The sequence below is a fragment of the Erysipelotrichaceae bacterium 66202529 genome (assembly GCA_017161075.1).
Lineage (GTDB): Bacteria > Bacillota_I > Bacilli_A > Erysipelotrichales > Erysipelotrichaceae > Clostridium_AQ.
In genome coordinates, this window is record CP046174.1 from 3,713,963 (window position 1) to 3,728,333 (window position 14,371).

5 protein-coding genes and 3 rRNA genes are annotated in these 14,371 nt (G+C 45.9%); 1 reads left to right on the top strand and 7 read right to left on the bottom strand.

What is annotated here, in order from left to right; translation table 11 throughout:
- Positions 1–14: 14 nt before the first annotated feature.
- Complete coding sequence (gene rpsG / locus GKZ87_17565) at positions 15–485, bottom strand: 30S ribosomal protein S7 (protein QSI27165.1); 471 nt, start codon at positions 483–485, stop codon at positions 15–17.
- A 25-nt stretch (positions 486–510) separates the two neighbouring features.
- The gene (rpsL, locus tag GKZ87_17570) at positions 511–933 is read right to left on the bottom strand and encodes a 30S ribosomal protein S12 (GenBank protein QSI27166.1); all 423 of its coding nucleotides are present in this window, start codon (positions 931–933) and stop codon (positions 511–513) included.
- Positions 934–1,150: 217 nt separating this feature from the next.
- Here rpsL and GKZ87_17575 point away from each other — a divergent pair, with 217 nt between their 5' ends.
- A complete protein-coding gene (locus GKZ87_17575; GenBank protein QSI27167.1) occupies positions 1,151–1,975 on the top strand; it encodes a Cof-type HAD-IIB family hydrolase in 825 nt (274 codons plus the stop codon).
- Positions 1,976–2,136: 161 nt separating this feature from the next.
- On the opposite strand, the gene brnQ is transcribed toward GKZ87_17575, so the two are convergent.
- The 5 genes from brnQ to GKZ87_17600 form a co-directional block, all read right to left on the bottom strand.
- Entirely contained in the window at positions 2,137–3,480 is a 1,344-nt protein-coding gene (brnQ, locus tag GKZ87_17580; protein QSI27168.1) for a branched-chain amino acid transport system II carrier protein, read from the bottom strand.
- Between the two features lie 353 nt (positions 3,481–3,833).
- Positions 3,834–3,947 (bottom strand): 5S ribosomal RNA (gene rrf, locus GKZ87_17585).
- Positions 3,948–3,997: 50 nt separating this feature from the next.
- A 23S ribosomal RNA gene (locus GKZ87_17590) occupies positions 3,998–6,906 on the bottom strand.
- 235 nt (positions 6,907–7,141) lie between these two features.
- Positions 7,142–8,683, bottom strand: a 16S ribosomal RNA gene (locus GKZ87_17595).
- The 16S, 23S and 5S rRNA genes sit together here, the layout of an rRNA operon.
- 1,078 nt (positions 8,684–9,761) lie before the next feature.
- On the bottom strand, positions 9,762–14,030 hold the full coding sequence (locus tag GKZ87_17600) for a DEAD/DEAH box helicase (GenBank protein ID QSI27169.1): 4,269 nt from the start codon (positions 14,028–14,030) through the stop codon (positions 9,762–9,764).
- Positions 14,031–14,371 lie beyond the last annotated feature (341 nt).

Here is a 14,371-nt window from a genome sequence, read left to right on the forward strand (position 1 = left end):
ATGGATCTCCTTTCTTACCAGCGGTAATGAGCAAATGCTTTGTTTGCCTCTGCCATCTTGTGAGTGTCCTCACGCTTCTTAACAGATGCACCACTTCCGTTTGCTGCATCCATGATTTCAGCAGCAAGTCTTTGCTCCATTGTTTTCTCGTTTCTTAAACGAGCGTAGTTTACGATCCAACGCAGACCAAGAGTCAGACGTCTTTCAGCGGATACTTCCACTGGGACCTGGTAGTTGGCACCACCAACACGGCGAACCTTCAGTTCCAGTAATGGCATTACGTTTTCCAGAGCTTTCTCGAAAACTTCCATTGGTTTTTCGTTAGTTTTTACTTCAATAATATCGAACGCATTGTACAGAATCTTCTGTGCAACCCCTCTTTTACCATCAATCATGATCTTGTTGATTAAACGAGTAACCAGCTTGGAGTTGTAAATTGGATCTACTAATACATCACGTTTTGCTACATGTCCTTTTCTAGGCATTCGAATTTCCTCCTTTCACAATTGATTATTTCTTAGCTTCTTTTGGTTTTTTAGCTCCGTACAGGGAACGGCTCTGGTTACGGTTCGCAACTCCGGCACAGTCCAGTGTACCACGGATGATGTGGTAACGAACACCTGGAAGATCCTTAACACGTCCTCCACGGATCATTACAACACTATGCTCCTGCAGGTTGTGTCCGATACCTGGAATGTAGGCAGTAACCTCCATACCGTTGCTCAGACGAACACGGGCATATTTACGCAGCGCTGAGTTTGGTTTCTTCGGTGTCATTGTTCCGACACGAGTACAAACTCCACGTTTCTGAGGTGCACTTAAGTTTGTAGGACGTTTCTTGATTGAGTTATATCCTCTATTCAGAGCTGGTGACTTGGAAAGCTTCACGCTCTGTTCACGACCTTTACGAATTAATTGGTTAATTGTTGGCATAATATCCTCCTTTCACTAACACACATTTCCGGGTGTGTCATTTTGAAGTGTAAATGTAGTTCCCGCAGAACGGGAACCTCAAAAATCCACTTGCCTAATAATCATAAAGCAACTGGATTTGCTTGTCAACACCTTTTTTTATTTTTCTTTGTAAAACGTACATGATTCTAGTATAATAGGGTTCGGATACGAATATTGGGAAAGTAGAGGTTCAAATATGACTTATAAAATTGTGTTTTTTGATATGGATGGTACCTTGTACCAAACGGAAAACGACATTATACAGGAATCCAGTCTTCAGGCAATCAAAAGACTGAAGGAGGAGGGGTATATCGTATGTGCGGCTACCGGACGGCCGCTGAATCAAATGAATCTGATTCTGGAGCGTGTCCAGTTTGATTATATGGTGATGATCAATGGTGGCTATGTCCTGGATCGTGATCAGAGCCTGCTGTTTGAAAACCCGCTCAGCAGACAGACCACACAGGATATTGTCGACTGGTGCGAAGAGCAGGAAAACGGACTGATGTTTCATTTTGGTGATACCTCTTATATTTATGATAAATTTTATCCGTTCTATTATTTCTGCCGTGATCACCATGTATTAAATTATCTGTTCTATGACGAGCAGCGCTCCTACCATAAGCGCCATAATGCCTACAATGCAGTCCTGATGACAAAGGATCAGCGTTCTTTAGAGGACTTTCTGGCAAAGCATCCTTTGCTGCGCAGCGATCTGATCGAGGTTGCACAGGATCATTTCTGCTTTGATGTTTTCAATGCAAATAATGATAAGTTTGTCGGTATCAATCAGGTTCTCCGAAAGGAAGGCATATCCTGGGAGGAGTGCATCTGCTTCGGTGACAGCACCAATGATATAAAAATGCTGGAAATGGCAGGTATGGGAGTCGCCATGGGAAGTGCTTCCGATTATGTTAAATCCTTCGCCGATATGGTTACCACCTCAGTATATGAAAACGGTGTTGCCAGTGCACTGAATACGATACTGCATCTGGATATTGCATACGAAGGACAAAAATAAAAGCAGGAGCATTTCTATTCAATTTCACATAGGGATAAGTCCTGTTCAATATCTAAACATAAAAGAGATTTCTTAAATGATAGTTAACCTACAGTCATTTTGGAAATCTCTTTTTCATTTGCTTCCTGTATTGCAATGCACAGGGCAGCTATGGTTTGCTATTACAGCACCAGTTCTTCTGCTTTGCGATTAACAGGCCATATGGGAAGCAGGCCAAGCAACGCACCAAGGATAGCAGGTAGAATCCAGCCGATGCTTCGATCATAAAACGGCAGCATACCACACCATTTGCTAAGGATACCTAGCTGCATGCCCGCACTCTCCATCCCATTTACGAAGGACACTGCAAAGGTAAACAGCATGGCAAGGATATATACCATACGGCGTGAGCCTATACGCTTTTTCATAAAAGACAGCAGCATCAGTACAACAGTAACAGGATAAATCATAATCAGAATAGGTAAAGAAACTGTAATCAACTGGCTCAAGCCGATGTTGGATATGACGAAGCTAAACAGACAGACACTCGCTGCAATCCGTTTATATGTCCAGCTCTTTGGTAAAATTGTCTGAAAGTAATCCGCAAATGAAGTAGTAAGCCCGATCGAGGTTGTCAGACAGGCAAATAAGACCGCAATCCCGAGGATAATGCCGCCGATACCGCCAAATAGATGATTGGTAACTGCATGCAGTAATGCACCGCCGTTTGAAAAGGCAGTATTTGTTATAGCACCGACATAGGTAAGCATGAAGTATACAATGGCAAGAAAGCCGGCAGCTCCCAGGCCGCAAAGAATGGTATAGCGGGCGATGGATTTTTTATCCGTTATGCCATAGCCGCGAATTGCTGTAATCACAAGGATTGCAAAGGCAAGTCCGGCAGGCCCGTCCAATGCATTATACCCTTCAATCATCCCCTTAAAGAACGGAATGTCCGCATATGCCGCAGAGGGCTCCAGCATGGTGCCAAAGCTGAATGAACCAGTGGATGGTGAAGCACACAGGGAGGCGATAAAGATAGCAAGGATACTCAGCAGAAGAACAGGTGTCAGATATTTCCCGACAACATCGACAATTTTGCTCGGATTGCTGCTGAGATAATAGGTCACTCCAAAAAATATTGCTGTAAACAGCAGTGACCACAGCGTAGAGCTGCTTTCGCTTATATAGGGAAGCAGTGCTATTTCAAAGGAAACACTGCCAGTTCTTGGCAAAGCAAATAGCGGGCCAATGAGCAGATATACACCAATCGAAAGAAAAAGGGCGAATCTGGGGCCCACCAGCTTTCCAAGATCACTCATTGAGGACCCTGCAAGAACGACAGAAGTGACGCCCAGTATGGCAATTCCAGCATCCGTCAGAATAAAACCTGCAAGTGAGCTGATATAGCTGGTTCCGGCAAGCTGTCCCATGGCTGGTGGAAAGATCATATTTCCAGCACCAAAAAATATAGCAAACAGCATCATGGAAACAGATACAATTTGTAATACAGATAGTTTTTTCATAAAGAACTCCTTATTCAATGCCTATACATCATAGCGGATAATATCTCTTTAAGCAATTATTTTTATATGATTTTTTCCATTCCATTTGTATACAGCATTCTTCATGTTTATACCGATATCTAAGGAGCATAAAAAGAATGAAGCCTGCTTTAAAAACAGATGGGTAACAATGCTAATGTGACCTACTATTATCCTAACATAATCGCAGGAATAATGCTGCTGAGTCCATAGTATCTCAAAACAGGCCTCACACTTTATAAACGGTGTCATATCCTACAATCAACATCATACGCTATCATCAATTTCATGTGCTCCAGAAACTAAAAAAGACCCATCCAAAGATGAGTCACTTTACCTGGCAGCGTGCTATCTTCACTGGAGCTCGTCCAGATATTGTCGCCGCTGATATGCTTAACTTCTGTGTTCGGGATGAGTACAGGTGTGTCCACATCGCTATCGCCACCAGATCTCTTTGAGGTCGTTCCCTCAAAACTGAATAACAGTTGACTTGTTTCTTTGTGATTAAGTCCTCGACCTATTAGTATCAGTCAACTCCATGTATCGCTACACTTCCATCTCTGACCTATCTACCTCGTCGTCTTCAAGGGGTCTTACTTCGTTTGACGAATGGGAGATCTCATCTTGGAGTAGGCTTCGCGCTTAGATGCTTTCAGCGCTTATCCCTTCCCTACTTAGCTACCCAGCTATGCTCCTGGCGGAACAACTGGTGCACCAGCGGTAGGTCCATCCCGGTCCTCTCGTACTAAGGACAGCTCTCCTCAGATCTCCAACGCCCACAACAGATAGGGACCGAACTGTCTCACGACGTTCTGAACCCAGCTCGCGTACCGCTTTAATGGGCGGACAGCCCAACCCTTGGAACCGAATTCAGCTCCAGGATGCGATGAGCCGACATCGAGGTGCCAAACCTCGCCGTCGATGTGAACTCTTGGGCGAGATCAGCCTGTTATCCCCAGGGTAGCTTTTATCCGTTGAGCGACGGCCCTTCCATTCGGCACCGCCGGATCACTAATCCCGACTTTCGTCCCTGTTCGACTTGTCTGTCTCACAGTCAAGCACGCTTCTGCATTTGCACTCGTCGATTGATTTCCATCCAATCTGAGCGTACCTTTGGGCGCCTCCGTTACTCTTTAGGAGGCGACCGCCCCAGTCAAACTGCCCACCTGACACGGTCCCTCACCCAGCTTATGGGTGCAGGTTAGAACTTCAATCAAACAAGAGTGGTATCCCAACATCGGCTCCTCGTATACTGGCGTACACGTCTCTTCGCCTCCCACCTATCCTGTACATCTTTGATCAAAATTCAATATCAGGCTACAGTAAAGCTCCATGGGGTCTTTCCGTCTAGTTGCGGGTAACCTGCATTTTCACAGGTACTAAGATTTCACCGAGTCTGCTGCCGAGACAGCGCCCAAATCGTTACGCCTTTCGTGCGGGTCAGAACTTACCTGACAAGGAATTTCGCTACCTTAGGACCGTTATAGTTACGGCCGCCGTTCACTGGGGCTTCAATTCATTGCTTCTCCTTTCGGATGACAAATCCTCTTAACCTTCCAGCACCGGGCAGGCGTCACCCCCTATACTTCGTCTTGCGACTTTGCAGAGAGCTGTGTTTTAGTTAAACAGTCGCTTGGGCCTCTTCACTGCGGCTCTCTTTTACAAGAGCACTCCTTATCGCTAACTTACGGAGTCATTTTGCCGAGTTCCTTGGCAACAGTTCTCTCGCTCACCTCAGGATTCTCTCCTTGCCCACCTGTGTCGGTTTTGGTACGGGCCGCTATGGAATTATCACTAGAAACTTTTCTTGGAAGCTGGCATCATGTGCTTCAGTACTTGCCCGAAGGCGTTCCCTTACCTGTCACATCTTACATCCCGCTGACGCATTTCACTGTCAGCCTGCTATATGCTTCGACCACAATCCATTTAGTGGCTCACACTAGCCTTCTCCGTCATTCCTTCATTTCCATCGCGGGTACAGGAATATCTGCCTGTTTTCCATCCACTACGCCTTTCGGCCTCGCGTTAGGTCCCGACTTACCCAGGGCGGACGAACCTTCCCCTGGAATCCTTGGGCTATCGGTGTGTAGGATTCTCACCTACATCTCGCTACTCACACCGGCATTCTCTCTTCCATGCTCTCCACCACTCCTTACGGTATGGCTTCTACGTGCATGCAACGCTCCCCTACCACTCAACTCTGAAGTTGAATCCGCAGCTTCGGTAGTATGCTTAGCCCCGGTACATTTTCGGCGCAGGGTCACTCGACTAGTGAGCTGTTACGCACTCTTTCAAGGATGGCTGCTTCTGAGCCAACCTCCTAGTTGTCTGTGCATCCCCACATCCTTTTCCACTTAGCATACATTTTGGGACCTTAACTGGCGGTCTGGGCTGTTTCCCTTTTGACCATGGACCTTATCACCCACAGTCTGACTGCCGAGTATATCTGTATGGCATTCGGAGTTTGATTATACTCAGTACCCCGGGATGGGGCCATCGTACATTCAGTGCTCTACCTCCATACGACTCTTCCTCGACGCTAGCCCTAAAGCTATTTCGGGGAGAACCAGCTATATCCGTGTTCGATTGGAATTTCTCCCCTAGCCACAACTCATCCGCCAACTTTTCAACGGGGGTCGGTTCGGTCCTCCATTCAGTTTCACCTGAACTTCAACCTGGTCATGGCTAGATCACACGGTTTCGGGTCTACATCATCGTACTGCCGCCCTATTAAGACTCGCTTTCGCTTCGGCTCCGTATCTTCTACTTAACCTCGCACGATAACGTAACTCGCCGGTTCATTCTACAAAAGGCACGCCATCACCCTTTAACGGGCTCTGACTTCTTGTAAGCATACGGTTTCAGGTTCTATTTCACTCCGCTCCCGCGGTTCTTTTCACCTTTCCCTCACGGTACTGGTCCACTATCGGTCACTTGGGTATATTTAGCCTTGACGGATGGTCCCGCCTGCTTCCGACAAGATTTCTCGTGTCTCGCCGTACTCAGGATACCACTAGGCTTCGCTAGACTTTCAGATACGGGACTTGCACCCTCTCCGGTCGGCCTTTCAATGCCGTTCTCTTAGCCATGCTCTTGCCATATCGTGGTCCTACAACCCCAGATCAAGATCTGGTTTGGGCTCCTCCGCGTTCGCTCGCCGCTACTTACGGAATCATTCTTATTTTCTTTTCCTCCGGATACTTAGATGTTTCAGTTCTCCGGGTACCTCCCGCATGAGCTATGTATTCACTCATCGGTGACAGCTCACTACTGCTGCCGGGTTTCCCCATTCGGATATCGACGGATCTTTGTGTACGTACCACTCCCCGTCGCGTTTCGCCGTTTGTTGCGTCCTTCTTCAGTTCCAAGTGCCTAGGCATCCACCGTACGCCCTTATTCACTTAATCACGATTAAGTTTAAGCGTTCTTTTCTTGCTTAGGTTTTTGCTTGAGTTTTCTGTTTTGTTTAACTTTCTACTCGTGAATATCTATGTTCGTTTACAACTTTCGTTATAGACCTTCATATGTCTTCTGTTATTCAGTTTTCAAAGATCGACTTCTTTTTCGTTTGGAAAGTCTCAGCCTTCCAAAACTGAACAGGAAATGTTCCTTAACCATCTTACTTCTTTTGTACTTTCTCCTTAGAAAGGAGGTGATCCATCCCCACGTTCCCGTAGGGATACCTTGTTACGACTTAACCCCAGTCATCGGTCCTACCTTCGACGGCTCACTCCTTACGGTTATGCCACCGGCTTCGGGTATTACTGACTCCCATGGTTTGACGGGCGGTGTGTACAAGGCCCGAGAACGTATTCACCGCAGCATGCTGATCTGCGATTACTAGCGATTCCGACTTCATGAAGTCGAGTTGCAGACTTCAATCCGAACTGAGACGACCTTTATGAGATTCGCTTCTTGTCACCAAGTCGCTGCTCTTTGTGGTCGCCATTGTAGTACGTGTGTAGCCCAGGCCATAAGGGGCATGATGATTTGACGTCATCCCCACCTTCCTCCGGTTTGTCACCGGCAGTCTCGCATGAGTCCCCAACTTGATGCTGGTAACATGCGACAAGGGTTGCGCTCGTTGCGGGACTTAACCCAACATCTCACGACACGAGCTGACGACAACCATGCACCACCTGTGTGATCCATATTTATCTCTCTATCTCTAGAGCCTTTGCATCCATGTCAAGGCCTGGTAAGGTTCTTCGCGTTGCTTCGAATTAAACCACATACTCCACCGCTTGTGCGGGCCCCCGTCAATTCCTTTGAGTTTCACACTTGCGTGCATACTCCCCAGGCGGAGAACTTATTGCGTTAACTGCAGCACTGAATTCCTCCAACACTTAGTTCTCATCGTTTACGGCGTGGACTACTAGGGTATCTAATCCTATTTGCTCCCCACGCTTTCGTGCCTCAGTGTCAGTTACAGACCAGGCGACCGCCTTCGCCACTGGTGTTCCTCCATATATCTACGCATTTTACCGCTACACATGGAATTCCATCGCCCTCTTCTGCACTCTAGCCTACCAGTTTCCATAGCTTACAATGGTTGAGCCATTGCCTTTTACTACAGACTTAGTACGCCACCTACGCACCCTTTACGCCCAATGATTCCGGATAACGCTTGCCACCTACGTATTACCGCGGCTGCTGGCACGTAGTTAGCCGTGGCTTTCTGGTAAGCTACCGTCACTCCCATAGCATTTCCTCTATGAGCCGTTCTTCACTTACAACAGAGCTTTACGATCCGAAGACCTTCTTCACTCACGCGGCATTGCTCGTTCAGGGTTCCCCCCATTGACGAAAATTCCCTACTGCTGCCTCCCGTAGGAGTTTGGGCCGTGTCTCAGTCCCAATGTGGCCGTTTACCCTCTCAGGCCGGCTACGCATCATCGCCTTGGTGGGCCGTTACCTCACCAACTAGCTAATGCGCCGCAGGTCCATCCATGTTCACACCTTGAGGGGTGCTTTAATATACAGAGCATGCGCTCCGTATACCTATCCGGTTTTAGCTACCGTTTCCAGCAGTTATCCCAGACACATGGGCAGGTTACCTACGTGTTACTCACCCGTTCGCCACTAAGTCTCTTTGGAAGCAAGCTTCCTAGAGACTTCGTTCGACTTGCATGTATTAGGCATGCCGCCAGCGTTCATCCTGAGCCAGGATCAAACTCTCCATTTGATTTAGCTCTAACGCATGACTTGCGTTTGAATTTCATTTTAGTTATCGTTATTCCGAGAATATTGTTTTCTCAAATAATTGACGTTTCCTGTTCAGTTTTCAAAGACCGAAATTTCTATTTCGTGCGCGCCGTTCTTTCGTTCGGTGCCTGTATATAATACATCTTTTAAAGATTATTGTCAACGATTTTATAACCTTTTTTTCTATTTTTTTGCCTTTTTTATTTCATACTGCTATAAATGTAACATTTTTTCAACTTTTAAGGCTGTTTGGTCTCATATTCTTATCAAACACAGGTAGTTTTCTAGCCATTTCCTTTTTCTGTATTCTATTTTTACCTGCTTATAAATCACAATGTCTATAGGAAGCAATTAACTGAACAGCTCAGAAATGATCCCTTATTCCATTATGTAAAAGACATACGATAGAATTTTGTTCCTCCCGCCTATTCCAAATATCAAAGATATACATTTCTACAACTCATACACGCTCATATCACCTGCGCTTCTCTTCTTCATTTTTACCTTTTATTTCTGATTTCATTGATAGCTTTAGTTTTATAAATTCCTCACAGTCATAGCGATATCGGAATCCTGCTATCCATTTCGCCATCGCTTCATATGGATTTCATATCATCCCTAGATATCTCAATAACCCAGACATGATGATTTTAAATGCGGATATATCCATCCCGCTATCCAAACATGAAAAATTTCAGCTTAAAAATAAACTATAGTACAAAGCTGTCAGAAAATGACAGAAGGGAAAGCATAGTTATACAGTGGAACCTATGCTTTAAGCACAAGGATTAGCAGAATCAGCAAGAAGATATCTCCAGCTTCATATTGACCCCTATTCAACAGTCACTCACTATATTTTTTAGCTCTACTCTTTCTGCCAGAATCACATTCATAGTACATCTCTGACTGTTTCACCGCTGTAATTTTACATATGTTTTTGTTTATCCCCTTATACAATATCAAGGATCAATATGATATTACAGTATTTAAAAATTCTGATAAAGGCTTCTGCTTCTTACAAAATCCCACACCTATTAGTACCATCCCTACATCCATCACTAGCGATATAACATATAATCCAGCATATCCTTATAAAAACCGGCTTTCTCCAGAAAAGGTACTGCCTCCTTTGGGAATTCCTTTACGAGCAGACGCTTTTTATCCGGATAGATTCGCTGACCGCGATATTCCTGTACAAATATCTGCAGGGCCTTTTCCATGTATTCCTTATGAAAAAGCTTCAACACACTGCCCTGACGTTCAAACGCCATAATCGGTACACCTGCATGGAATGCAACTGCTGTTCCTGCAATATTCATAAACGCTGTAGCTTCATAATGCTCCAGTAATTTTCCCCAAGGCTGCATGGGATCCTGTGCATTCAGCCAGTGTATCTGTTTCTTCGGATGTGATAACGTATGCAATATCCCTTCATACTCCTGTCTTATGATAAATTGGGCACCGGACATTCCTTTGACAAAATATCCTCTGCGTACACGTCCGGTAAATTCCCAAATCCTCAGCAATTCCAGGGCTTCACTCCAGCCAAAGCTTTGCTTTTCATCCATCTGCTGCAGAAACAGGCGAAAGGTTTCCCTGCACACAATGCAGTATTCACGAAAGCATGACAGCAGCAGCTCCTCCATGGAGATTGGTTTCAACGGATGAATGACATCCCATCTGCCAGCTGATAATGCGTTGACGCGGGCATGAAGCTGTTGCTTTACCGATGCATTTTTCATTTTGTTTCGTTTCATCCACTGTCGTACGGGCATAAAGCTATCAGCGCAGACCAGTCCTTGTTCCGCAAGCTTTAAAAGACTGGCATGTACATCCCTGACATCCGGTATTTTGTTAAGAGCATGCAGAAAGCTTGCCCCCTGTCTGCAAAGTCTGTCGTAAACCTTTTGTTCCTGATTTTCCTGTTCAGCATTTGAAGGCTGTACATGCAGCTGATGATTGATTGGCTGCTCCCAGTCGATATCCTCATAGCGGTGAAAGCTCAGCATTCCATCATCATGCAGCTTCCAAAAATATTCTCCCTGTGCCAGCTCATGATCCAGCAGTTCACCGCAATAGCCGTTGACTCTGGATGGAAGTAAGACACTTTCCCATAACGATGCCGGAAATTTCTGATTGCATAGCATACCAAGGACATCTCTGAGCTGATCCTTTGGCGGTGCATTATGCAGCACCCGGTGCAAAAGCAATGCAGCATAGTGATGAGGAGGCTGTGTTACCGCCTGTTCACGAAGATTCTTTATCGTCTGCTTCCGCGCACGATCATAAAGTCTGCCATGATAATAGCAGCCTGCATCCTCTACTACCTCTTTTGCCTCACAAAGAGCCTGCAGCCAAGAGGCAATGCTTTCATTCCCTGGTAAATACCGTTCTTGAATTTGTTCCAATGTCTGTGCATGGCGGTAATACAGCATACGGCGAATTATGTGCATACCTGCAGCCTGCTCCTTCTGAAGCAGTGCCTGCTCATATTCCTTGCGATGCTCAGCGGCAATCCAAAGTCCCGGTTCTATGTAGGTTATCTTTTGCCTGGCCACCAGCTCATTAAGCCAGTCAGCTGCTTTTTGCTCTTCAAGCAAATGCTCATCAGCTTCGATATCCAGACATACAGCCTTTATTTCCTGTGCTGTCATATCGCCTTCCATCATAAGCAGCGTATGCAGCTCTGTGGCAGATTGTGGTCGTTTGCTTTGCTTCCCTGCCTTTTTCAGTGCCTCAATGGATGGCTTGATTTGTTCCAGGTTTTGTAATTCCTCATAAACAGACTGACGAATACCCGGGGTTGTCGGTGTGTATTCATACATTTCTGCAGCCTCTACACGCCATTGCAGAGGCAAGGACATTGGTGATGGTGTGTCCAGATGTACCTCATGCACCCGAATTTCACCACTTCGTATAGCATACAGGATTTCCATAAGACCCTGGATATCCCACTGATCCTCCATACATTCCCTTTTCGTCTCTGCAATCAGTGGATGCTGTTCCTCCTGAAGCAGAGCTTCCAGCATTTCTGTACTACGCAGTCTTTGCATCCATAACGGCTGTCTGCCATTCCTGCGCATTCCCATCATGAGAGCACGTGCTGCATTATAGCGAAAGTTCATACTGAACACAGGTGTAAGAGGAAGCATGATCTCCAAGATTTTTTGTACCTGCTGTGGGTCAATATTATAAAGCAGTCCTTCTTCAATCCTGCCTTCTCCATAGGAATATAACAGAATTCCATCCTCTTCATCCACACTTCCGATATGTGTACCGCTCAGTCTTTGCACAGCATCCTGCAGCAGCAGGGAGAGCGGGGTATTGATTCTTCTGCCAAATATGGTATGCAGCATAACCTGTGGACTACCGGATGGATCCTTAAAATGTTCGATCAGAATAGTCTGATCATCGGGTAATATCGTCGTTGCCTTGATCTGACGCTCCAAAAAGCCTGCGGTATTCTCAACAGCTGCCTCATTCAGTCCAAGCTGCTGCAATGCCTGAGGAAGCTCTTTGCGATGATAGGCTTCTGACAGCTTTCTCATAATGGCACCAAAGGCCAGACTTGTTTTTAGGCTGCGTCCTTTGATTTCACCCTTCCAGAAGGGGAGGCGTGCCCCCTGTGTATAGGTTGGTGTAACGATAACACTGTCTCTATCCATCCGTACTACCTTCCATGCATTTGCCCCCAGCATGAATCGGTCACCTAAGCGTGTTTCATAAACAAATTCCTCATCCAGCTCTCCTACCTTTACACCGTCTTCCGTTTTGGCGGTATACAGTCCTTTATCCGGTATCGTTCCTCCTGCTGCCACTGCGAGCATTCTGCTATAGGCATCCGCAAGTACACATTCATGTACACGATCATAAATAATCCGCGGTCGGACAGGCAGCTCTCTTTTGTGCTCATAATCACCTGCCAGCATACATAAAATACCGATAACCTCCTGTCTGCTTACAGTTTGAAAGCTGCTTGTTTTCTGTAATAGCACCATGACCTCATCAACTGTATAAGCGATTTCCATATTTCTGTATTCCTTTTTCATACTTTTATATGTAGAATTCGCTGTTGCGGCCATGGATACCAAATGCTGTGCCAGTACATCCAGACATTTTTTCGGTGGTGCCGCCTGTTCGATTCCTCCCTGGCAGGCAACTGCAGCACTCATCCCGCAAAATAATGTTTCCAGGGATGTTCTTGGATACATATACATATAACTGATGCGTCCCGGATTATGACCGGCCCGGCCCAGCCGCTGCATCGTGCTTGAAATAGAGCGCGGACATCCAATTTGCAAGACCAGATCTATGCTTCCCACGTCAATGCCAAGCTCCATAGAGGATGTTGCACAAAGCAGACGGAGTGTTCCATTTCTTAAAGATGTCTCCACCTCCTGGCGCTGCTCCTTTGACATACTGCCGTGATGAACACGGGAAAATTCCTCACCGCCAAGCTGATTTACATAATATGCAAGCTTTTCAGCATACCGCCGTCCTTCTGAAAAGGCGATCACACTTCTGCATTCCAGGCATTTTGCATAGACGCTTTCTGCAAGCTCCTCCCAGACGGGATCCTTACGTCTGCCAAGAGCAGGTGTTAAACCGTTTACTTCAATGTGAATCTGTTTATGCATTGCTGGTGCTATAATTTCCACAGCTTGCAGTGACAGATAATCAGCCGCAGTCTGCAGGGGTTCAATGGTCGCAGATAATCCGATGCGCTGTAACGGCGTACCACATAATGCTTCCAGCCTCGTTATTGAAAGCATCAGATGGGCTCCGCGTTTTGTATCAATCAATGCATGCAGCTCATCGATGATTACAGCCTGAGCCGTACGCAGGATACGCTGTCCACTGGCACTGGTCAGCATGAGATATAAGGATTCCGGTGTAGTAATCAGAATATGTGGAGGATGCTTGATCATACGCTGACGATCTCTTTGTGACGTATCTCCTGTACGTATCCCCACGCTGATATCCGCAGCACCTTGTCCATTTTGCTCCTGTGCAATGCCAGATAAGGGCTTATTCAGATTTTCGCGGATATCCTGAGCAAGTGATTTCAAAGGAGATACATAGATCAGATACAGCTTTTCCTTCAGCATGCCCTGACTTGCCAATTCCTGCAGCTTATCCACATAGACCAGAAAGGCTGATAGTGTTTTTCCCGTACCAGTCGGCGCACTGATCAATACAGAGCCGCCTTCGGCTATCGCAGGCCACGCTTCCTTTTGGACGGCTGTCGGTGCAGAAAAGGTATGGTTGATCCAGTCCTTTGTGGGCTGTGTAAACATTTTCAGATAATCATTGCTTTCTTTATCCATACCATATCCTCCTGCATGTACCTTTATATCCTTTGCATATTTTGTATACTTATAACGATTTTATCATATTTCAAAAAGTTGTGCTATACGTGCTTACAGCCCTGAGCTACAGGGATGAGAATTGCTGTTATTAGGATAATCCTTTATAGAATTCTGTAGAGGAGCTATCCATACCTTCGCGTATGCTTGCTTCACAGGCAAGTAATATAAGCAGGCTTGATTTTCACTAAGAAGCAAAGAGCAGATATAGCTGTTCTGAAGTCTGATACAAAAGGCAGGAATCCGTTAAAAATTGATATTGAAGTCATTTGCAAAAGTGACCTTCTCTCATTTCCTTTTCA